This is a genomic window from Nostoc sp., assembly GCF_036917095.1.
Classification (GTDB): Bacteria; Cyanobacteriota; Cyanobacteriia; order Cyanobacteriales; family Nostocaceae; genus Nostoc.
In genome coordinates this window covers 58,154-80,677 of record NZ_JBALFH010000014.1, presented here as the reverse complement: position 1 = coordinate 80,677, position 22,524 = coordinate 58,154, and the positions used below count along the sequence as shown (strand labels likewise).

Genomic DNA, 22,524 nt, shown 5'->3' with positions numbered 1-22,524 from the left:
ATTAACAAACTTTTGGTGGGGAGCTATTTTTACCAAATCCCCTGGATATTGTAAACCAATAACAAATGCACAACCCGGCTTTGCGTCTTCTCTTAACCCTACTGCCAGGATCGTTATGCAAATTGCAGGCGGACGTCAATAAGAAGCAAGTGCGATCGCTACTTCTACCACTTTGCTAAGATAACTTGTTGAAATTAGCAATTTTGGGCTAGGGCGTGTTTTAAAAGTCTTAGATCCCCCCAACCCCCCTTAAAAAGGGGGGCTAAAAATCTCTTCAAGTCCCCCTTAAAAAAGGGGATTTAGGGGGATCTAAAAAATTAGAAGGCTAAACGAGTAGTTTGAAAACACGCCCTAGTCGAGTACTAGTGAAACCCAAAAGCATTTGCATAATTTTTTAACTTTGCAGAGAGAAGTACTTAAAGTTACTTAATGCATCAAACGCTACCGACTTTGATGGTTAGCGCTAGGATAGCTATGTATTTTATTAAAGTATAAATATGGCTCAAACTTTTTACGTAAATCCAGTATCAGGCAGCAATACCAACCCAGGTAGCCAACAAGCCCCCTTCAAAACTATTACGCAAGCCCTGAAAGTAGCTACTGTTGATACCAAGATTCAACTAGCAGATGGTAATTACAATGCTGCTAGCGGTGAAGTCTTTCCGTTAACGATTCCATCTGGTGTGACAGTGGTGGGTAATGAAGCCAATAAAGGCAATGGTATTTTAATTGAAGGAAGTGGTAGTTACCTGAGCCGTACTTTTGCTGGTCAGAATGTCACATTTGTGCTGCTGGATAAAGCGCAACTCAGGGGCGTGACTGTAACAAATTTGGCTAGCCGTGGTAGTGGTGTCTGGATTGAATCAACTGCCCCTACTGTTGCAAATAGCACCTTCATCAACAATAAGCGGGAGGGAGTATTTGCTACAGGTGATGCTAACCCAGTGATTCTAGGTAATGTGTTCAGTGAGAATGCAGCTAATGGAATTGCGATCGCTAAAAATTCTAAAGGTCAAATTGAAAATAATACCTACTTCAAAACAGGTTTTGGCATTGCCATTAGTGATACTGCATCACCCATCCTTCGAGATAACAGAATTTATGAAAACCGTTCTGGGATTGTCATTTCTGGTAGTGCCCGTCCCGTATTACGTAATAATGTTAGTGAAAATAATACTGATGATGGGATTACAGTAATTGGAAGCGCCCTACCGGATATCGGCAGTACCAATAATCCAGGTGGCAATACTCTACGCAATAACGGTAAGTTTAATTTGCAAAATGCCAGTTCCAACAAGCTGGTTTCTGTGGGAAATAAAATAGATACATCTAAAGTTACAGGAAACGTAGAGTTTGCAGATAATTCCGTTCCGACACCTACACCTACACCTACGCCAACTCCGACACCTACGCCAACTCCAACGCCTACACCTACTCCAACGCCTACACCCACTCCAACGCCTACACCCACCCCAACGCCTACACCCACCCCGACGCCTACACCCACTCCAACGCCTACACCCACTCCGACACCCACGCCCAGTATAGAATTAACCGATATTGCGAATCATTGGGCTGGTGGGTTTATTCGGGAATTAGTCAAATTGGGGATAGTTAATGGTTTTCCCGATCGCACATTTAAACCTGATGCTACGATGACACGGGCGCAATACGCCGCATTACTAGTAAAAGCTTTTAACCCATCGCCAAACCGCCCCGCGATCAACTTCAAAGATGTACCAGCAGGCTTCTGGGCATCCAAGGTAATTCAGCAGGCATATCAAGGTTCATTTCTCTCTGGTTTTCCTGACAATACCTTTGCCCCCAACAAAAATATCCAGCGCGTGCAAGTGATTGTCTCCTTAGTAAATGGATTGGGGTTATCTGGTGATGGTACAGCAACTATCAAAGTTTTCGATGACCAAGCAAAGATTCCTGAATATGCCAAGGATGAGGTAGTAAAAGCCATAGACAAGGAGATTATCGTCAATTACCCAAACCTCAAACAACTTAATCCTACCCGCGATGTTACACGCGCTGAGGTAACGGTGATGGTATACCAAGCTTTGGTGGATGCTGGCCGTGTAGCTGCGATTGAGTCGCCTTATATTGTGACTGCTTAATTGGTAAAATAATTTGTTTTGCAAAATTGCATGATTTTTGTAGGGGCAATTTATTACTTGCCCTTACAAAAAGGGTTCTAAATTATAGGCAGGGCAAATTCATATTTAATTTCAAAAAGGTAGTTTTTAGTTTCTACTCGAACGGGGGTAAATTATTCGGGTCAATACCCTGAGATTGCAAATAAGCAATCAGTCGTTCTTTTTGCTGGCGTTCTTGTTCGGCACGTTGGCGTTCTTGTTCAGCGCGTTGGCGTTCTTGTTCAATCTGTTCCACAGCCCACGGTAACAAATTACCAGCTTTATCCCACCAGCGTAACCAATAACCAGTTCGCGCTTCTTTTGTTCCTTGCCAAGTTCCCAAAAATAAGCCCATTACATCAATCCAATGACGACCGTTTTCGTCAGGTTGCTTCAACTCATAACGTTTATTTTCCAGTTGATAATATTCTAATAAACCGCCATTTGGTTCAAAAATTATGTAGATGGGAATTTGCAAAATTTGCTCGTAGAAAAACCATTTGCCTGGTGGATAAGCTCGCTTTACCGAATATTCTCCACCCTCAGTATCCGATAGAAATTCGATAGCGATCGCTGGAATATCTCCCTCTAAATTGGGTGTATAACTTTTGCGATTACTCACAACTTGATTAACCGACGGCACATAAACCCAGTCAGGTGCTTTGGCAATAAATTGCCCGTTGACCGTTGCACAAAGACCAAAATTTGAAGCTATCAACATCTGGGGTTGGATGAATCCACTGATTTCTAGGCTTTCACGCAAAGCACCAGCCAAAAGTGGCTGACCTGTATTTTCCACTGGTTCATCCTCTAGTTGAAAATCTTTGGGCAAGGCTTCCCAAGAGATTACCAGTTCTGTTGGTGATTTGGCTTGGCTAAGTTGGGTTGCCATAAACACAGCATGAATTTATTCTCGATCTTATCGCTTTTAGAACGGTTATGGAGGCGATGCCATCAAGTATTATTTAGCAAATCTCTGTCTAAATAGTAACATTAACTTGTTTTTTGCAATTAATAAATCAGTGTTCTAGATACTTTTTTAGCCGCTGATTTAAAGTTCCTGTGTGTAGCTCAAATAAATGATTGTCATAGTCGTAAAAATACAAAGAACGTCCTTCTCCTTCCACACGGCTTCGACCTTCATTTACTTCTACTCCAAGACTTTTTATTCTAGCGGCATATAGTTCGTAGTCTTGTTCAGTTATTTTAAAAGCCACATGGTTATAAGTTTTATCTGATAAAGGCTCACCGTCCATAATCGCAACCCATAGGTCATTAATCAGGAAGAATTTTTCTTTTGATATGGAAAATGTTTGTTCGCCGCTAGAATAAACTTCCTTAGCATCAAATATGAATGTCAGGAAGTTTTTCATTTTCTCTAAGTCTCTGACAATGAATGTGATATGGCTAATTCCTTCAATCATTTGTTTTTATATTAGGACTTACGCAATAACTCTCTGAAACCCTCTTACCTTCGTGCCCTTCGTGTCCTTCGCGGTTCGTTTTCTCATAATTTTGCGTAAGTCCTGTATATTTCAGATTTTTGTAAAAGTTTTATCAAAAAGTTAGCATTAATTACAAACAAAGGGGCAGAAAACGCACCCCTTTATTTAACCAGTAAACTTCAAATTCTCTAAAGCAGAACTTTAGCTAAAATCGGTTCCACAGTCTTAGAAATCTCTGGGACATACACTTGTGAAACGTAGTCGGCAATCATTCTGTCAGTGTTGAATAATGGCGCATTTGTTTTAATCGACGTTTTCATCATCTGCACCCAACGGTGAGGAATCCCTTGAGCATCTTGGTCATAGTATAGAGGAACAATTTCTTCTTCTAAGAGCTGATAAAGCGATCGCGAATCAATCCGATCTTGCAATTCTTGATCGCTAGTATTCGCATCTTCACCAATTGCCCAACCGTTAATTCCTTTGCCATCTGCCCCAGCTTGGTATCCTTCGCACCACCAGCCATCCAAAACACTGCAATTCAGACCGCCGTTAAAGCAGACTTTTTGTCCACTTGTACCAGAAGCTTCCAAGGGACGACGGGGATTATTCAGCCAAACATCCACACCTTGCACCAGTTTTTGACCAGTGTAAATGTCGTAATCTTCAATAAAAGCGACTCGGTTGATAATCCCGGAATTGTGACACCACTCCATCAAGCGTTGGATAATCCGCTTCCCTTCTTCATCGGCTGGGTGCGCTTTACCTGCAAAGATAATTTGTACTGGACGTTGGGCATTTCCAAAAATCTTCAGTGCGCGTTGGGCATCGCGCAAAATCAGATCCCCGCGTTTATAAGGGCTGAAGCGTCTGGCAAATCCAATAGTCAGCACATTAGGATCGAGTAGTTTTTCAGTTGCTTGAATGAGTTCAAAATTTTCGCCACGTAACTCCCGTGATTTTTTCACTTTATAACGGGTGAAAGCAATCAATCTTTCTTTGAGGATAAGATGCCGCGACCACAGTTCCTCGTCGGGAATGTCGTCAACTTTAGCCCACATCTTGGGATCGACGGCGCGAGTTTTCCAGTCTTCTCCCAAATATTCGTTATATAAGTCGGCCAACAAAGGTGCAGTCCAAGTGGGTGCATGAACGCCATTGGTAATGTAACCAATTGGTACTTTGTCTTCCGATCGCTGCGGATAGAGAACTGTCCACATTTTACGGGAAACTTGACCGTGCAATTCACTCACGCCATTACAAGCACGAGACATCCGCAATGCCAAAACGGTCATTCCAAAGGGTTCCCAAGGATCGCCCAATCGCCTTGCACCCAGTGCCAAAAATTGTTCGCGGGAAAGTCGCAATTGCGGCCAATAGCTGGCAAAGAAGGAATCGATTAAATCGGGGGAGAAGACATCATGACCGGCGGGAACGGGCGTATGGGTGGTGAATACACAACTATTCCGCACCTTGGCTTCGATGTCATAGAAGGATTTACCAGTCCGCTCAATTTCTAAGCGGGCAATTTCCAAGGTGCAAAATGCAGCGTGTCCTTCATTGAGGTGATAAACAGAAGGTTCAATTCCCAAAGCGTTTAGGGCGCGAACACCACCAATTCCCAAAACGACTTCTTGGGCGATGCGGGTTTCCAAGTTACCACCGTATAAGTGTCCCGTCAGCCAACGGTCGATGGGATCGTTATCGTTGCGATCGCTATCTAATAAATATAAGGTGACTCGTCCAACTTGCACTCGCCAGATTTGCACTTTCACAACCCGTTGGCGAACTTGTAACTCGATAGTGACTGATTCCCCTTGCTCATTTTTAATTAATTCCAGGGGCATGTGTCCAAAGGGATTGTCAATATAATAATCTTCTTGCCAACCTTGGCGGTTCAAGCGTTGCCGAAAATAACCTTGGCGATACAACAAGCCAACACCAACCAACGGCACACCCAAATCTGATGATGATTTTAGGTGATCCCCGGCGAGAATTCCCAAGCCGCCAGAGTAAACAGGTAGAGATTCATGGATACCAAATTCAGCGCAGAAGTAAGCAATGGGGCGCTCTCTGGATACTTGCGGTGCAACTCGACTTACCCAAGTATCTTGCTGGTTGATGTATTGGTCAAACTCACGCGCTAGGGCGGATATCTGCTTTATGTAAAATGGATCTTCTGCTAATTGGGTCAAACGCTCGTAACTTGCAGACTCTAAAATCGCCACTGGGTTATGTCCACAGCGTTCCCATTCTTGGGGATCAATACTTTGGAATAAAGAAATGCGATCGCCACTCCAACTCCACCAGTAGTTATAAGCCAAATCTGCCAAACGCTTGAGCGGTGAAGGTAACTTTTCACTCAAGTGTCGTGCTGCGGTGATTGCACTACTATTAGCCATACTCAATTTATGTCCTTGCGCTTAATTTCTCTATTTCACTGATCGTCTGCTCGCAATCGATTTCTCTTCAGGTTTATGACCCGGAGTCTTCATTTATGAATCCTCCCCTGAAGTCAGAGCAGCTTATCGACATCAAACCTTATCCAAGTAAATGGTTTTTATTGTTTTCGTCTTCTCAAAATTATCCCTACTTTTGGACAATTTTGGTATTTTTTTCTATCAAATTCGTTGACATTATTTTAACTTTTTTGTTTTGTTGTTAATATTTATTTAAATGTTAGCAATCAGCAACTAATGTCTTGATATATAGTCACTTCTTACTAAAGGTATTTGCATCCAGACAATGCTTTTTATACGCCAAACACAGCAATTCTACCGTTGTTATCGGTAAATCTGATATTTGTATAACGAAGAATTAAGGATGAATTATAAAGTGGCAAAATGTGCATCCTAATATTCAGTTTCTGGAAAAGCTCTTACGTGCCTACTATGAATTAAAATAAATCTGAATATATCAAAATATTAAGAAAATCCAGATATAAATTTTGTTTTGTTAACAAAAATAATGCAGTTGAATCGAAGTAATTTCCTTAGATTTCTGCTCCAGTCAGAGCCAGGAAAACCAGCAATATCCAACGGCTTGCGAGCTGTGTTAGCGTTGGGGGTTCCCATGCTAATTGGGCAACTCATCAACCAAAGAGAGAGCGGATTGTTTGTTGGTTTAATGGCTTACTTTGTCAACTTAGCGAATGTTGGTGGCCCTTACCATATCAAAGCTAAGGCGATGGCGGCGGCTACTTTGGGAATGGCTGTTTCAGTATTTCTGGGAACTTTAGTCGCTATTCCAGCGTTAGCCGTAGTGCTGACATTTCTCTGGGGACTTGCTTCAGGTTTTGCGTCGCTGTACGGTAATGCTGGTGCAAATGTTGGTTTGGTGGTAGGGATATCATTTATTTCCACGATCGCAGAGCCTGGAAACTTGGAAGTCGCACTTATGCGATCGCTGCTATGTCTGATTGCAGGTGGATGGGCGATGCTCCTTTCCTTAGTAATGTGGCCCTTTAGACCTTACGATCCACTACGGATAGCTTTGGCTAACTGCTTCAGTGCAATCTCCAACTACATTCAGGCATTTCTCGGTAAGGTGGCAACTACTGAAAATATTCTCGAAATTAGACAGGCATTAGAGACAGCACGGATTACTTTAGGTACAGTCCGAATTGGACAACCGGCTCGGAGTTGGATGGATGAGCAATTGTTGGTGCTAATTCAGGATGGCGATCGCTTGCTTGGCTCAGTTATGGCTTTAACAGAGTTACTCGAAACTCACTTCCAACAACAACAATATCACGCAGTCCAGCAATTAGTAGACGATGCACTCGAACAAATATCAGTCATTCTGCAAGCCATAGCGAAAGTCATATCTCGCAAGCCTGCCAGCATCGATTTGGGAAATCTAAAGCGCATCTATGAGGCACTCAAAGAACAAGAAAATCTGCAAAGAAAAGCAATTGCTGGGAGTGAGACAGACTATACAACCCTCGTTGCTTTCACTAACCTGGTGCTGACGCTCAAAAAGCTGATCGAGCAATTGCAATACACGGCTCAGACAGCTAAATCTCTAGCAGATCGCAGCAAGATGAGTCAACGCGATGTAGATACACTTCTTGTAGTTGAAGACGAACAGCGATCGCTCTTAAATTTACTCAAAGAAAACCTCACCTTAGACTCAGCAATCTTTCGCCACGCTCTCCGCATTGCTGTGAGTCTAGCTGTGGGCGTAATTATATATAGCATTACCAATTTACCAATGGGCTATTGGGTGACACTGACAATCATCCTAGTCCTCAAACCGAACTTTGGTGCAACTTTCCAGCGGTTTTTCCAGCGAGTTGGCGGGACTATCTTGGGAGCTGTGTTAGCAGCTGTCATAGTTGCAACTATCACGAGTAAGCCTGTATTAGACATAATCATTTTGCTGACAGTCTTTTTTGGCATTTCCCTGATTGGTGTCAACTATGGGTATTCAGTAATTTTCTTGTCAATATTTGTCTTACTAATTATCGATATTGGTCATCCGATTGCTTGGCAATTTGCTGGCTTTCGGGTGTTAAATACATTAATTGGGGCAGGACTAGCTTTTGCGAGTCATTATTTTATATTGCCAAATCGGGAACGCGATCGCTTACCCAGTCAACTCGCCACTGCTTTGCGAGAATGTCACAAATACTTTCAGGATGTGATGGCTGTTTACCAGGGGACAAAGCAGCGTGACTCTACCATTATCAGCCAACGGCGACAAACTGGACTGGCAATTGGCAATGCCCAAGCCTCTTTCCAAGGATTGCTGCGAGAACCCCAAATACCGAAAGAATTAGTAGAACCAGTGATGACGCTGCTAGCGTACATGGGACGTTTTACTAGTGCGGTGACAGTTTTGGCAGTACATCTCGAACATTTTCGAGGAACTGTGCCACTCCCAGAATTAGAAACCTTTGTCGGCCAAGTTTCGCTACTGTTAGAGCAGTTAGCTGATTCAGTAGAGCAGCAAATTCCCCCACCGCCCTTACCTAACTTAGAAGCAACGCTGCAAAAAATCCAACCGCACCTGCAAGCACTGCGTACAGCCCGTATACAAGAGCTAGGTATCAATCAAGGACATACACCGATTCGTCAGGCAGTCATTGATTACAGCATATTAGATTTGGAGATCGATCAGATAGTTCGGCGGTTGACTGCTATCCACTCAGCGATGGGACGGCTAACATTAGCTAATTAAATTTCAATATTTCTTTGTTTCCAGTAATTCGGTTTGCGTTTACCATGTGCGATCGCAATAACCCAAATCACTTCTTCAAGCAGCGTATAAAAAATCAGATAGGGAAAACGTTGAATAGCATAACGACGTATTCCTTCAATCTTGTGTGGGGTTCCTAAATTGGGTTTTGCTGAATTTTAAGAATAACTTTTTCCACTTCAGATAGTAAATCTAGTCCCAAGCCTACTTTTTGAGCTTCATAGTAAGCTATTGCAGCATCAAGCTCCTTTCGAGCTTCGGTGTGGATAACAATAAACTTCACGAATACTTTTCTCGTAACTCAGAAAAAACTTGAGATGATGGTTGTCCAATAGCTGTTTTGCGATTAATATCCTCCAACCGTTGGGTTAATTCCGTATCCCAAGCAGTTTCTAGATTATCATCTATACCCTCATCTAGAGAATGAATTAAAAAGTAGGCAATTTCAGCACGTTCTTTTGCAGAAAGCTGAGAAAGTTCAAGTTTAAGTTTTTCCGCAGTTTCACTCATGCTTTGGAGTCTCCCCAATAATTCTAATTATAGGTTCAACTCTACGATCGCAACTGCTTTGTCAGCACGTAAGCAATTAGGGACTTCCAGTTAAAAAAATATCCCGTCGTAGGGGCGCAAGGACTTGCGCCCCTACAAATCTATAAATAATTTGGGATAATTTATTTTTTGCAAGTCCCTTAATACAAGTGGTCATAGCAGTCAAGTGTTCGGTAGAAAAAGACGATAGGATTCGCTGTCCATCAAAATTCTAAAACCTAGCCACATCAGCACGAAGGGGAAAATCTTGCCAGCATAACGGCTGAGTACCAAGGCGATACCGGGTTGATGAGTCAAAGTATAAGACATAAATAACCAGCAGCAAACAATGAAATAGCAAACTGGTACAATCACCGCTAGATTTTGAATGCTGCTGCTGGCAAACAGGGGTATATAGATCCCAAGATTATTGCCGCCGTTAGAAATTGTTACCGCAGAGACGCGATAGGTTTGGCGATCGCGGATTACGTCCCAGAGCGATCGCTTTCTGGAATCAAATCCTTTAAATTTAGAGTTTCTTTTCAGATTAGCTGACTTATCTTCAGATGAATCATCCTTATTCAGGTTGAACAAATTGTTCAACCCAATGAGTATCGGCAAAATCCCCAGTAGACCAGTCCAAGTTGACGGAATTGCTAGACCGAGTAAAAAACCAAGGAAACTTACTGTCACTAATACCGTGAACCCGATAATTTCGCCAACCACAACATGCTGAGGACGAAAAGTCCGATTAACCTCACTGAAGAAAGCAGTTAGATAAATATTGTCGTCAAACGTTGTCGCCACAGCCGTAGCTAGCCCAATCTTAATTGTTGCAATTAACCAGTCCATCACCATTCCTCACTCAACACCTAATCTGATGAACGAAACTAGCGATCGCTCAACCTTTGTAATCAGCCTCACAAGAGCGAGAAATATTAATATGAAAATGCGAGTTTCGCGCATCGGGTATGACTCGACTTCTCATTTCTTCAACTTAGTTATAATACAGGAATTACGTAGCAAAACCACTCATAGTGCCGATGGTGCATTATGCTACACTTCTCTTAAATGCCTTAACCTATACATATAAAATATTTGTGTAAGTCCTAATAATATATAATAGTAATTACGCATTGACAAGAAATCCCAAATAGGTATGATTTCAAAAACCACACTGTATGAGCAATTCATGAATTTCCCCCTACAGTGTGGGTGTATTCACCATCAAAAAACGATAAATCAAAGCCTGAAAAAACCTATTTTGGGAAATGCATACCATGATTAATTTGTACAGTGCGTAAGTCATAAGTAGGTAGACATAATTATAGGACTTACGCAAAACCATGATAAAACGAACCACAAAGGACGCAAAGGACACAAAGGAATAAGAGTTTCAGAGAGTTCTTGCGTAAGTCCTGAATTAAATATAAAATAAATTCCTAGTTTGTAGTGACCGATTTATCGCTCAGAGCAAGGATTATCAGGACTAAAGTCCTTACTACAAACTTTAAATTTATTTATGCCTAGATACTTATATAGTAAATAGCCCCAAAAAATCTAACCCTCTGGCTGTATTCTCATATATAACGCGCCATTCATTGCAAGCATCAACAAAGGAGTCATTATGATTAGCCGTTTGATTGACCTTTTGCGTAGATGCACAGGTCAAAACATCTTACGGTCGCTCAGATCAGCCACTCGTAGCTCGGCTACCTACAGGTTTGCAGTTCGATTTTGCCTCGGATTTGTCTCGATTTTGGTTTTGACTATAGTTTTTGACAGTCATGCTTTTGCCACTTCTGAATCTGGCAATCAGCTTTCCAATCTCATGAATCAGTTTAAACTACCTAAAAGCTCCACAATCCAGTTACTGGAAACTGTGGGACTGTTTATGGGGGGCATAATTTTCTGTGTAGTTTTGGATCGCTGGTTTTCTAACCGTTCCGATCGCTCTAGCAATACTCCCTTAGCAGAGCAAGCACGGCGGCTCAAGCAACTCAAAATAGGATATCCAGAGGGGATGACAAATCTGGAAGTTCTCCGCGCTCAAGGCTTGCTTGAAACGCGTTTGCGACCTTATGGACTGAGTGTAACCTGGACAAGCTTTTTATCAGCCTCTTCTCTGATAGAAGCACTCAGCAACGGGACGATTGACTTCTGCGGTGGCGGCGGCACGGCCAGCATCTTCTCGCAAGCGGCGGATCATGTATTTGTGCGGGTGGCTAAGGAAAAATATACCGCTCCTAAAGGTCAAGCGATTCTAGTACCGGAACATTCGCCGATTCAGACGCTGGCCGATCTAAAGGGTAAAAAGATCGCTTTTGACAGAGGCTCAAGCGCCCATTATGTACTTGTGCGATCGCTGGCAAAAGTCGGCCTCGATTTTAGTGATATTGAGCCAGTTTATCTGACACAACCGGAAGCGCTACCCCGATTCCGCCGGGGTGAAATCGATGCTTGGGTGATTTGGGTTCCCTACACCGCTACTCTTGCCCGAAGCGCTTATCCAGGGCGATCGATTGCAGATTTAGAGAGCATATTTGGTGACAAAGCCTCTGTGGAAGTTCCGACCTATTACTACGCGATTCCAGAACTGGTACGCGACTATCCCGACCTGCTCAAGGTGATTTTAGAAGAGGTAAACGAAGCTGGAGCTTGGGCTAAGAGACAAGAATTAGAAGCCGTTCAACGAATGGCAGAACACCATGAAATCGATCCATCTATTGTCGAAACTTTACAGCAACGTAGTGCCGAACGCGCCATCATCCCGATTGACGACCAATCGCTTACTGCTCTACAGCATCAGGCAAATATATTTAGAGATTTAAATCTGATTCCTGAGCGGGTGAATGTGAAAGATGGAACCTATAGCTTGCAGACTAAGCAAAACTGGACTTATTAATCTGACACTGACAATTTATACAGCTTTGCCTAAAATAGTTACGTTTTTAAACGCAGAGGTACACAGCTATGGGGTTTAAATAGATAAAAACTGCTGTCATTAATAAAGCGATACCTACGGTAAGCTACGCTAACGCATGGTGGCGGATATGATCTTCAATAAAACTGGCGATGAAATGATAACTGTGGTCATAGCCTTCTTGGTAACGCAAGTTTAGCGGCTGGTTAACATCTGCACAAGCTTGCTCAAACACCTCTGGCAGTAATTGTTCAGCTAAAAATTTATCCGCAGTCCCTTGGTCAATGAGAATTGGACTGTGATATCCTACTTGCTTGACTAATTCACTAGCATCATAAGCACGCCAACTTTCTTGATTGCTACCAAGATAACCACTGAAAGCCTTTTCACCCCAAGGACAACGCATAGGTGCAGCGATCGGTGCAAAAGCTGATACTGATTTGTAGAGTTCTGGGTTTCTCAAAGCACAGACAAGCGCCCCATGTCCCCCCATCGAATGACCGAAAATGCCTTGTTTCTCCGGTTGCGTTGGGAAATTTGCGGTAATTAAAGCAGGTAATTCCTGGACTACATAACTATACATTTGGTAGTGTTGACGCCACGGTTCTTCTGTAGCATCAACATAAAAACCCGCACCCGTGCCAAAGTCCCAGTCATCATCCTCACCTGGAATGCCAGTATTACGCGGACTCGTATCTGGTGCAACCAATATCAAACCATACTCGGCGGCAAAGCGTTGCGCTCCTGCCTTTACCATAAAATTCTCTTCTGTGGAACTTAACCCAGAGAGGAAATAGAGAATCGGCACAGGTTTTTGAGTTGCTTGTGGTGGTTGATAGACAGCAAAGCGCATTTCACCGTTACAGGTTGAGGAGAAATGACTGTAAAAGCCGAGTTTGCCACCAAAGCTTTTATATTCGGAAATGAGGTTGAGGTTAGACATCGGTTATATTTTCAATCCTTGAGCGATCGCCAAAGAAAGATTATTTTACCGCGAACTACCTGTTAATTAGCACCCTATAGCGAGCGCACAATATGCCGCAGTTGCGATTGCTTTGATAAGCGAAACCAAATTGCGATCGTTGGTTGGCGATTCATTCCCTCTAGATTGGCTATGCCAACAGGATAACGAAACCAACACACAATTAAGCGGCTAGTAGGTTCATAAGCCAACAGCCATGTTTTTTCGTAGCGCACCAAATCACTAATCCAAGGTGGATCTAGGTTTTCCTCTTCAGCAATGGCGATAAAATTAGCAAAAGCGATCGCATCTTCCCTATGTTTTTTAATTCCTTTTGGTAAATGGGTTTGGGCATATCGCCAAAACAAGGCAGTAAAATTTTTACCCAACGCCCGCGCAGTGCGTGGAAGTAGTTCGCGTACTTCTCCCAACCGTTTCCACTTCAAAGAATTCGCAAAAATATTTACCTCTTGTGCTGAGAGTTGAGCTAACTTTTGTGCTTCATCGCAACTCAGCCCCAATTCTGCACCAACGGCTTCTGGATTAGCAAAGAAACGCTCTCTGAAATCGGTATTGGTGTATAGTTGGGCTAAAACTTGTTGGGTTTGTGCTAACCCCATGTGCCACAACTCCTGCTAATTTCCCGTGCTTTTTGCAGTTCTTTTGTCAATTCCGCAAAGGGTGGCAAGTTTTCATCCCGTTCTAGAATAATCCCTTTAACTGGAACACGGGCAACAACTTCCTCCATCAGTTGCCATACTTCCACTGGTGTTGATTGTGAATGGCTGTCAATTAATACACCATCATGCCAATGTCCACCAACAAAATGTAATTGTACGATGCGATCGCACGGTAATTGTTGCAAAAAGTCATGGACATCATAGCCGTAGTTCACAGCATTAGTGTGGAGATTTGTTATATCTAATAACAGTCCACAATCAGAACGTTCTACCACCTCGGCTAAAAACTGGGCTTCAGTCATTTCTGCACCTGGAAGCTTTACCATGTAAGTGATATTTTCCAGAATCAGTGGCACATCAACCCAGCGACGCACTTCGGCAATATTGCGACAAATTACTTCCACAGCTTCTTGAGTATAAGGTAGCGGCGACAAATGCCCGATATCAACTCCACCCGCTTTTGTAAAGCAGATATGCTCACTCCACCAAGGCGGGTTGAGTTGTTTAATTAGTGCTGCAAGTTTGCGTAAATAATCTGTATCCAAGCCTTCAGCACTGCCTAACGAAAGATTAATCGCGTGGGGAATTATCGGGAAATGAGCAGTAAGCAGTTCTAACTCCTGCTGTTTTTGCCAAGATGCATCTAAATAGTGTTCGGCAACAATTTCCAAAAAGTCAACCTGCTGACGGTTGAGAAAAATATCGCTTTTAAACGGTTCTCGGAAACCCAACCCCACGCCTAAACTAGGGAGATGAGACATTGCTCTTAACCTCCTCCACAACCACCGCAGCCACCACCGCAACCACCACCGCAGGAACTGCTGCTACATGAACTGCTACTACATGAGCTATCAGACGAGCTACTACTGCACGAGGAGCTACAGCCAGAACTGCTGCTGCACGAACCATCAGACGATCTGCTTCCCCTGCTTACTGTTCTAGAAAATATTGGCGGAAAAAACGCTTTGTAGTAAGAGTCGTATGAGGTTCTAGCCAGCGCCTCAACGCCAAATAGTGCTACCAGTAAGTTGTAGTCAAATACAGAAGGGATGTCGTACTTTGCCTTCTGCTGCAATCGGGTAAATGTTTCTTGAAGTTGTTGCAGATACATTTTTCCTCGATGACTGAGATGCGTATGTCTGCTGACAAACCACAGCAGAAAGATAATCGATAATACACCAATTGCGATTAAAAAACCTGCGTTATAGCGCCCCTTACCCAAGGCTATGAGCAGTTTATAGCCTCCCAAGCTGAAAATAATCATCGCCCCAATCAAGCCAACTTTGATATTCCATTCTTGCCACTGGGAAGCATACAACAGTTGCTCATTTTGTAGTTTTTCTTCATAGGCATTGCTATATGTCTGGATGCTCTGGGTTGCTAACCAAACAGATGTTTGAGCTGTGGTGGAGGAGGAAGAGAATTTATCAAATACCTCGCGCTCTATTGGCTCTAGCTGAGATACATCAGGATGATTTGGTACTTGGCTAATGGATTGTTCGTTGACTTGCAAATAACCCCGAACAATCAAGTCAAATAACGCTACATTGGCGATTCCTGTTTCTTGAGAACGCAAATAAGCGATTTCATAAGGATCTGGTTCAGCAGGAATTAACGGTAGAGGCTGGTTTTTGCTTGGATCTTGCACTAACCGCCAGCAGACTACCAAAGTTATCACAATGACAGAGCAATAAAACAGCAAAAAGTCTGGCCCATACATATCTGCAATTGGATTATGCAGTAATGCATTCATTGCCTTTACTCCTTTTCGGGGAATTATTGAAAGTAAGAGAAATTAAATGACTCAATGTTTGCAGCGTTTTTTAGAACATTTGGCTTTCTCAGGTTTGTCATCTACTTTACCACAAGATTGTAGCACACACTAAAATTTCCACCTCGTCAGCGCCACGACTTAACTTTCTCAATCAACCCTGCGACTAGGTAACTTAGTCCCGCACCTTTTACAAAACCCAGCATCTACATCATGAAAAGCCAAACCACAACCCGAACAAACTGTTTCTATCTGATTAGCAGTTTTCACCACTCGCTTAATTAAATCCCCCACTTGCCAAGGAATCAACGCAATTCCTGTAAAAATCATCAGTACTGTTAGCAAGCGGCCTAATTCCGAAATTGGAATAACATCGCCAAATCCCACAGTTGTCATTGTGACAACAGAAAAATAAAAGGCATCCAAAAATGTACCGTAGTTTTTAGCATTAACCGGATGCTCGACTTGATAAATTAAGCCAGAATAAATAAAAACAATTGCAAATAATGTAAATAATATTCGCGTAAAAATCATCCCGTCTTCGGTACTGATAGTAGCGAATAAAAATTTTCTATCGATAAATCTAATTAATCGTAAAATCCGAAACCATCGCAGTAGGCGGATAAAGCTAATATCCACCATTCCTAGAAAAAATGGCAAAATCGCCATTAAGTCAATTATCGAATAAAAGCTAAAAATATACTTAATTTTATTTTCCGAACTCCAGAGACGGAGTAAATATTCCACCGCAAATATGATAACGATCGCAGTATCAGCTACATTCAACTCAAACCGCATATAATCAGGAATATTATATGTTTCTGCCACAAAAATTCCCGATGATATTAGCACCAAAGAAGCAAGCGTTAAATTAATTGCTTTACCTATTGGTGTTTCTAGGTCTTTTAAGTAAAATTCTGTTTCTTGTCTGCTCAGTAACATATTCGACCATTAATACATCTTAATTTCCAGTTATAGCATTAGAAATACGATATTATTAATCATTATCCTTATGTTAACCTCAGCTTATATGAACCCAGAAGATTTTATGCGTTTAGCATTGGCAGAAGCAAAAGAAGGTGATGCGCCTTACGGTGCCGCGATCGTTAAAGATAACGAAGTCATGGCAGTAGCTCATAATACTGTGAGGAGAGACAACGATCCATCAGCCCATGCGGAAATTAACGCCATTCGTAGTTTAACAGCTAAACTTAAAAACCCTTCTTTAGAAGGTTATAGCATATATACAACTGGCGAACCTTGCCCGATGTGTGCAACTGCTTGTGTTTGGAGCGGTTTATCAGAAATTGTATATGGTGCTTCAATTCAAGATTTAATCGCTGTAAATCAATCACAAATTAGTATATCTTGCGAAGAGGTAATCGCTAAGTCATTTAGGAATATTAAAGTCACAAAAAACGTTTTAAAAAATGAATGTCTAGAGTTGTTTAAATAAGCTATAAAAAATTTAATTTACCAGTAAATGTAAGGTATGCTACGGCTTCCGTAACGCACCGAAAACCCCAAAAGGTTGCCGGACTTTCAGCGTTAACATGCCCTACAGCTAATCTAGAGGTTAAAATTACGAATTATTTAACTTGGCTCATTCAAATAGGATAAATATGTATTTGCCCAAATGGCAGCTTGAGTGCGATCGCGCAAATTCAACCTGTTTAAAATATTTGTAACATGATTTTTCACAGTCCCCTCAGAAATGTAGAGTTTCTGAGCAATTTCTCGGTTACTAGCGCCTGTAGCAATTAACCGCAAAACCTCTTTTTCTCTTGGAGTGAGTTCACCTAAACTAGATGGTACAGCCGATGACTGGGTTGGTGTACCATTAGAAAACTGAGTTAACAGCTTTTTAACTATACCTGGGCCTAATTGAGTATATCCTTTATGAACGGCACGAATAGCAACAGCTAATTCTTCTGAAGGTGTATCTTTCAATAAATAACCCATTGCTCCATTTTGCAATGCTGCTGACACATATTCATCATCATCAAAAGTCGTCAGTACTAAAATCTTAGTTTTGGGAAAACGTTTTTGAATCTCCCGCGTGGCTGCAACTCCATCCATAATTGGCATTCTGATATCTAGTAATACTACATCTGGCTGAAATTCAGCAACCAAATTAATCGCCTGTTCGCCGTTTTCTGCTTCTCCCACTATCTCTAAATCTGGTTCTAGTTCCAATAAGGCTCTTAATCCTTGCCGAATTAAACCTTGGTCATCTACCAGCAACACTTTAATCATCATGTCAACCTTGTTAATGGAATATTAACTGTAATTTTGCAACCACAACCAAGAGCGCTATTAATATTAAACTCACCTCCAAGCGCTAAAGTGCGATCGCGCATACTATGAAGTCCAAAACCAGTAGTATTTTGCCCTAAATCAAAACCTTTACCATTATCCTGAACTATCAACCGTAAATTGCCTCTTGTCGTAGTGAGTTCCAATTTTACCTCTGTTGCATATGCATATTTAGATATATTAGTCAATGATTCTTGAGTAATGCGGTAAATAGCCGTATTGATTTCAGGTGACAGAGAATATTCAAGGTTAATTTGATAAATTGGTAAAATACCATTTGAGCGATAAAAATTTTCTAAAAGACTAGCGATCGCACCTTCTAAAGATTGCTCTTGTAAAGGATTAGAACGCATAGTAGAAACAGATTGACGGACATCTTTTAGCGCTTTTGAACCTAACTCCTTTGCTGTTGCTAGAAATGTTTCAGCCTTACCTGGGTTAGATTGCCAGAGTTTTAAAGCAGTTTCTAATTGCAGATTTAAAGCAGTCAGAGAGTGACCTAATGAATCATGAATCTCACGAGCAATGCGGTTACGTTCTTCTAAGGTAGCTTGATTTTCAATTCGCATGACATATTGACCGAGTTTTTCGTTAGCGATCGCTAGCTTTTCTCGACTGTGCCGTTCAGATAATACTGCATTCATCATTAACAACACAAAAACTAAGCTTAAGCCAAATACCAGCGACGAATTCAAAATCAGAAATCGATATCGTTCTTGTGCTTGTGGTGATGCTTGAAAATTGAATAACTGGTATTTGAGTTGTGTAGTAACTAGAAACAATGTAAAGGATAGAGTTGTAACGAATAAACGCCCAGGTAACTGAAAAATTAGACAACTACGAGTAACTAGAATTATGTACAGAAAGGGAAAAAGCCGAGCAAATCTCTCACCGAAAAGTCCAGTTATTAAAATCAATAAAATTTCAATAATTGTGTATATTACTTTATTTGCATTATTTTTAGCAGGTAATTTTAAGCCCATTAACGCAAAAATAATCAGACTATAAATTGACAGTTCTGGCAATATGCTACAAACTGACAAGTCTGGAAATACGCCACAAATTGATAGTTCTGGAAACTTAGGACGAAATCTCGCTAACGGAGGTGGTATAACTGCTGTCAATGCAGTAATTGCTAGTAGTGTCCACTCTAGATAAAGCAGAGACGGAAAAGGATGTTTCTTAATTTGAATTGGACGACTCATCAGTCGTTTCGCTCCAGTTATGAATGAGTTAATAGTTAGAAGTTGGGAGTTAGGAGTTACGAATATTTGAGCAGAGGCTTCCGCCGCTTAAACTGTTCGCTGAGTGAAGAAGTAAGAATCAGCCCAAAGTACAAAAACTTAGGCAATAAGCTAAATCAGGATTTATAAATTAATCATAATCAAAATTTTCATTATGCATAACAGATGCGATTAATTACCTCTCTACTCCTAACTATTTATTGTCAATCATGTTTGTCAAAATTCAATCATGACTAAAGTCATGGGTAGAACCATGACTTTCTCCTCATGTAACTATTAAAGATAAGTTCTTATGATGGTGACATCCAACCAGGAAAAACCACCAGACAAGTCATGAAACTCAAAGCATTATCACTAGTCGCTGGAGCGATCGCCTTAACTTTAACTGCAACCTCCTTTGCTGTTGACGCTCAAACAGCCTCTCCTTCACCCGTGCTACTTGCACAAACTCCACAAAAAGAAAGAGGCCCTTGGAAAGAGTTGGGTCTAACAGATGCCCAAAAAACTCAAATTCAAGCAATTCGCCGGGATAGCCGCACCAAAATGGAAGCAGTTTTCACCCCAGAACAAAAGGCAAAATTAGAGGCGGCAAAACAAGCACGTCGGGCTGAGTGGCAAGCGCGTAAGGCTCAGGGGCAAACAGGTCAAGGTCAACGGCAACCAGGACAGCATCGTGGTGGTCGAAAAGATGGTTTTGCTGACTTAAATCTGAGCGAAGCACAAAAAACCCAAATCCGACAAATCAAGGAGTCTGAAAAACAACAGATTCAAGCAGTCTTTACCCCCGAACAGCGCCAAAAACTAGAGCAATTCCGTCAAAATGCTCCTTCACGCCGTCAACAAGGCAATCCTCAATAATCATCTTTCAAAAAATAGTAAATAATTCTGGGATGGGCAGTGTTGCCCATCTCATCCCAAGATATGGCAACCAGAATTACTATGGTACTCACCCTTGACTGATGTCCAGGCATTGTTTTCCATAATCAAAAATTAATAGACTTCTTGCAGAAGATGCGGAAAGGGGCAAAACTTTATCCCCTTTCCCTTTCCCTATTTATTGCCATGCCCCTCATGAGTGCTGAGTTGAGAATCTCATTTCTTTACTCAGTATGAGCTAAACCATAGCTATCCGCTAACGACAGTATTTTGCCCAATGCCCAATTTAGTAGACTTTCAAGCTAGTTTGGGTTATGAGTTAATTTAAAACTCCTAGCTTGATTAAGATGTCCAAAGAATTCGCAATTGGTAGTAAAGTCCGTGTTGTGGCACTACCAGCCTATGTCAAAACTGCTGAACCTATGCCGATGCTGCGCCCCCCCGATGTGATTCAGATTGGCGAAGAGGGTATAGTCATTGACCGCAGACCCGGTGGATATTGGGGCATTCGCTTTACTAGGGGAGCCTTTCTCCTAGATAGTCAATACATCGAAAGCACAGATACCCCTCCCGAATCTGACTTAGAGTGAGACTTCTCGCAACCAAGAATTGTAAACTTGTGTAAAGTTGTGATTTTGGTTTGCACCATGATTTCCCGCCGCACTTTTTTAAGCATATTATTTGCCAGCTGTATTTCTGTCATCAGCTGGCTGAATTTTACCCCTGCTGCTAATGCTCTTGGTGGTAAACTTCCTGCAATTAATCAACCCGCACCAGAGTTTACTTTGCCAACCAATACAGGCGATGGCAAAATTTCCCTCTCTAGCTTGCGTGGTAAGTGGCTAGTCCTCTACTTTTATCCTAAAGACTTCACCTCTGGTTGTACTATAGAAGCTCGTCGTTTTCAGCAAGACTTACCTCAATACCTCGAAAAAGACGCCCAGATTATTGGCGTTAGCGCTGATGACATTGATTCCCACGCTAAATTTTGTGATTCAGAGGGACTAAAATTCCCCCTGTTGGCTGACACTGATGGTTCAGTGAGTAAAGCTTACGGTTCGTGGCTCGGCTCCTTATCTATGCGCCACAGTTTTATCATCGATCCTCAGGGCGTCTTGCGCGAAACTTTTGTCAAAGTCAACCCAAACATTCATAGTTCAGAAGTGCTGGCACGATTAGAAAAATTACAGTCCGCAACTTCTTAGACCTCAATTAACAGACTTTATAACGTTTGCTAATAAGAATGAAGTACAGCTTAACCTCACCCCGATAAAGCTGTGCTTTATCTCCCCTCTCTTTACTAAAGAGATGGGTTAGGGCAGGGCTATTTCATTCTCATCTAGCCCACCTCAGAATAAATTCTGAGGCTAATAGCACTCATTCGTCTAAAGACGACTAGAAAGGCTTTTAGTCCACTAAAGTGGACTTGGGCTATTAGCCCGGAACTTTAGTTCTGGGCGGTTTATGTATAGAACGAAATAGCCCTGGGGGTTAGGGTTAGATTTTGATATGTACTTTATGCACCTGACAATCGGTATATCTGCATTCTTTTTTAAGGTACAATAAACCCATATTTTCTGAGTACGGTCTTGGCTTGACTGCCAGATATAAACTGGACAAATTCTTTGGCAGCAGAAGGATTTTTACTGCTTTTAATTATTGCTACTGGATAGACAATTGGTGAGTGAAACTTCTCGTCAGCAGTGACTACAACTTTTACCTTGTTGGAGATTTTGGCATCAGTCGCATAAACTAAACCCGCTTGGGCATTACCACTTTCTACCGCTGCCAAAACTTGACGCACATTGTTAGCAAATACCAATTTTGATTTCAGGCGATCGTAAAGTTTCAAATTCTTTAAGACTTCCTCTCCATATTGCCCTGCGGGTACACTCCTGGGTTCACCGATCGCAATTTTCTTAATCTTGCTATCTGTTAAATTGTAGAAGCTACTAATGCCAACAACATCCTGAGCCACAATCAAGACTAGACTGTTATTTGCTAGGTTAGTACGGCTACCTGGTAGCAAGAGTCCTTTTTGTTCTAAGGCATCCACTTGCTTTTTGCCAGCAGAAATAAAGATATCCGCTGGCGCACCTTGCTCAATCTGTTGCTGCAAAGCACCAGAAGCCCCAAAGTTATAATTAATGTTGATATTTGATTTACTTTGTTGGTACAGTGGCTTAATTTCTTCCAGCGCATCTTTTAAGCTGGCAGCTGCGGACACGAGTATGCTGGTGTTCGACTGTGCTATTACAGGAGAAGGAGTAACTAAGCGTAAACCAATTGCTAGCAGCAAGCCAGCAAGTACTATACCAAGAAAGCCAAAAATTTGTCTTCTTTTCATAGAAAAGGCGGTTGAAAGGTTGCTTCCATAAAATTGAGCTAGGTAAAATAATACCAAAAATACCAACTTTTAACCAACTATATAGGTAAAAAT

22 protein-coding genes are annotated in these 22,524 nt (G+C 41.8%); 7 read left to right on the top strand and 15 right to left on the bottom strand.

Going from position 1 to position 22,524, the window contains the following annotated elements; genetic code table 11:
- Positions 1 to 497: 497 nt before the first annotated feature.
- The gene (locus V7L01_RS03240) at positions 498 to 2,123 is read left to right on the top strand and encodes a DUF1565 domain-containing protein (protein ID WP_335031862.1); all 1,626 of its coding nucleotides are present in this window, start codon (positions 498 to 500) and stop codon (positions 2,121 to 2,123) included.
- Between the two features lie 133 nt (positions 2,124 to 2,256).
- Here V7L01_RS03240 and V7L01_RS03235 read toward each other — a convergent pair whose 3' ends face one another.
- The 3 genes from V7L01_RS03235 to glgP form a co-directional block, all read right to left on the bottom strand.
- Entirely contained in the window at positions 2,257 to 3,033 is a 777-nt protein-coding gene (locus tag V7L01_RS03235) for a Uma2 family endonuclease (RefSeq protein ID WP_335031860.1), read from the bottom strand.
- A 127-nt stretch (positions 3,034 to 3,160) separates the two neighbouring features.
- Positions 3,161 to 3,565 carry a FosX/FosE/FosI family fosfomycin resistance hydrolase gene (gene fosX / locus V7L01_RS03230; RefSeq protein ID WP_335031858.1) on the bottom strand — a complete coding sequence of 135 codons (405 nt, stop codon included), beginning with the start codon at positions 3,563 to 3,565 and terminating at the stop codon, positions 3,161 to 3,163.
- A gap of 209 nt (positions 3,566 to 3,774) precedes the next feature.
- Positions 3,775 to 5,988: an alpha-glucan family phosphorylase gene (glgP, locus tag V7L01_RS03225; protein ID WP_335031856.1), complete on the bottom strand. Its 2,214-nt coding sequence runs from the start codon at positions 5,986 to 5,988 to the stop codon at positions 3,775 to 3,777.
- A 565-nt stretch (positions 5,989 to 6,553) separates the two neighbouring features.
- Between glgP and V7L01_RS03220 the strand changes: the two genes are divergently transcribed.
- The gene (locus V7L01_RS03220) at positions 6,554 to 8,767 is read left to right on the top strand and encodes an FUSC family protein (RefSeq protein ID WP_335031854.1); all 2,214 of its coding nucleotides are present in this window, start codon (positions 6,554 to 6,556) and stop codon (positions 8,765 to 8,767) included.
- Here V7L01_RS03220 and V7L01_RS03215 read toward each other — a convergent pair.
- The 4 genes from V7L01_RS03215 to V7L01_RS03200 all read right to left on the bottom strand — a co-directional run bounded on the left by V7L01_RS03215 (position 8,764) and on the right by V7L01_RS03200 (position 10,165).
- Complete coding sequence (locus tag V7L01_RS03215; protein WP_335032174.1) at positions 8,764 to 8,883, bottom strand: hypothetical protein; 120 nt, start codon at positions 8,881 to 8,883, stop codon at positions 8,764 to 8,766. The two genes, V7L01_RS03220 and V7L01_RS03215, sit on opposite strands and share 4 nt — an antisense overlap.
- Positions 8,884 to 8,921: 38 nt before the next feature.
- Complete coding sequence (locus tag V7L01_RS03210) at positions 8,922 to 9,068, bottom strand: hypothetical protein (protein WP_322738505.1); 147 nt, start codon at positions 9,066 to 9,068, stop codon at positions 8,922 to 8,924.
- A complete protein-coding gene (locus V7L01_RS03205) occupies positions 9,065 to 9,295 on the bottom strand; it encodes an addiction module protein (RefSeq protein ID WP_099103599.1) in 231 nt (76 codons plus the stop codon). Before V7L01_RS03205 ends, V7L01_RS03210 begins: the two co-directional genes overlap by 4 nt.
- A 201-nt stretch (positions 9,296 to 9,496) precedes the next feature.
- A complete protein-coding gene (locus V7L01_RS03200; protein ID WP_335031852.1) occupies positions 9,497 to 10,165 on the bottom strand; it encodes a cadmium resistance transporter in 669 nt (222 codons plus the stop codon).
- A gap of 913 nt (positions 10,166 to 11,078) precedes the next feature.
- On the opposite strand from V7L01_RS03200, the gene V7L01_RS03195 reads away from it, so the two are divergent.
- Positions 11,079 to 12,218, top strand: coding sequence for an aliphatic sulfonate ABC transporter substrate-binding protein (locus tag V7L01_RS03195; protein ID WP_335031850.1), 1,140 nt, complete (start codon positions 11,079 to 11,081; stop codon positions 12,216 to 12,218).
- A 124-nt stretch (positions 12,219 to 12,342) separates the two neighbouring features.
- Here the strand turns inward: V7L01_RS03195 and fghA are convergent, their stop codons facing one another.
- The 5 genes from fghA to V7L01_RS03170 form a co-directional block, all read right to left on the bottom strand.
- Positions 12,343 to 13,179, bottom strand: coding sequence for an S-formylglutathione hydrolase (gene fghA, locus V7L01_RS03190; RefSeq protein ID WP_335031848.1), 837 nt, complete (start codon positions 13,177 to 13,179; stop codon positions 12,343 to 12,345).
- 74 nt (positions 13,180 to 13,253) lie between these two features.
- Positions 13,254 to 13,817 carry a hypothetical protein gene (locus tag V7L01_RS03185; protein ID WP_335031845.1) on the bottom strand — a complete coding sequence of 188 codons (564 nt, stop codon included), beginning with the start codon at positions 13,815 to 13,817 and terminating at the stop codon, positions 13,254 to 13,256.
- Entirely contained in the window at positions 13,808 to 14,638 is an 831-nt protein-coding gene (locus V7L01_RS03180) for a DUF692 domain-containing protein (RefSeq protein ID WP_335031843.1), read from the bottom strand. The genes V7L01_RS03185 and V7L01_RS03180 overlap by 10 nt, the downstream gene beginning before the upstream one ends.
- A 5-nt stretch (positions 14,639 to 14,643) precedes the next feature.
- Positions 14,644 to 15,630: a TIGR04222 domain-containing membrane protein gene (locus V7L01_RS03175; protein WP_335031841.1), complete on the bottom strand. Its 987-nt coding sequence runs from the start codon at positions 15,628 to 15,630 to the stop codon at positions 14,644 to 14,646.
- A gap of 168 nt (positions 15,631 to 15,798) precedes the next feature.
- A complete protein-coding gene (locus V7L01_RS03170; RefSeq protein ID WP_335031839.1) occupies positions 15,799 to 16,590 on the bottom strand; it encodes an ion transporter in 792 nt (263 codons plus the stop codon).
- 88 nt (positions 16,591 to 16,678) lie between these two features.
- On the opposite strand from V7L01_RS03170, the gene V7L01_RS03165 reads away from it, so the two are divergent.
- The gene (locus V7L01_RS03165; protein ID WP_335032172.1) at positions 16,679 to 17,104 is read left to right on the top strand and encodes a nucleoside deaminase; all 426 of its coding nucleotides are present in this window, start codon (positions 16,679 to 16,681) and stop codon (positions 17,102 to 17,104) included.
- 137 nt (positions 17,105 to 17,241) lie between these two features.
- Here V7L01_RS03165 and V7L01_RS03160 read toward each other — a convergent pair whose 3' ends face one another.
- Entirely contained in the window at positions 17,242 to 17,904 is a 663-nt protein-coding gene (locus V7L01_RS03160; RefSeq protein WP_335032170.1) for a response regulator transcription factor, read from the bottom strand.
- Positions 17,904 to 19,169 carry a sensor histidine kinase gene (locus V7L01_RS03155; protein ID WP_335031837.1) on the bottom strand — a complete coding sequence of 422 codons (1,266 nt, stop codon included), beginning with the start codon at positions 19,167 to 19,169 and terminating at the stop codon, positions 17,904 to 17,906. Before V7L01_RS03155 ends, V7L01_RS03160 begins: the two co-directional genes overlap by 1 nt.
- A gap of 372 nt (positions 19,170 to 19,541) precedes the next feature.
- On the opposite strand from V7L01_RS03155, the gene V7L01_RS03150 reads away from it, so the two are divergent.
- The 3 genes from V7L01_RS03150 to V7L01_RS03140 all read left to right on the top strand — a co-directional run bounded on the left by V7L01_RS03150 (position 19,542) and on the right by V7L01_RS03140 (position 21,289).
- A complete protein-coding gene (locus V7L01_RS03150; protein WP_335031836.1) occupies positions 19,542 to 20,066 on the top strand; it encodes a Spy/CpxP family protein refolding chaperone in 525 nt (174 codons plus the stop codon).
- Between the two features lie 365 nt (positions 20,067 to 20,431).
- A complete protein-coding gene (gene sipA, locus V7L01_RS03145) occupies positions 20,432 to 20,674 on the top strand; it encodes a regulatory protein SipA (protein WP_335031834.1) in 243 nt (80 codons plus the stop codon).
- Between the two features lie 57 nt (positions 20,675 to 20,731).
- On the top strand, positions 20,732 to 21,289 hold the full coding sequence (locus V7L01_RS03140) for a peroxiredoxin (RefSeq protein ID WP_335031831.1): 558 nt from the start codon (positions 20,732 to 20,734) through the stop codon (positions 21,287 to 21,289).
- Positions 21,290 to 21,636: 347 nt separating this feature from the next.
- On the opposite strand, the gene modA is transcribed toward V7L01_RS03140, so the two are convergent.
- Positions 21,637 to 22,431, bottom strand: a complete 795-nt coding sequence (gene modA, locus V7L01_RS03135) for a molybdate ABC transporter substrate-binding protein (protein ID WP_335031829.1) — start codon at positions 22,429 to 22,431, stop codon at positions 21,637 to 21,639.
- Between the last annotated feature and the right edge of the window lie 93 nt (positions 22,432 to 22,524).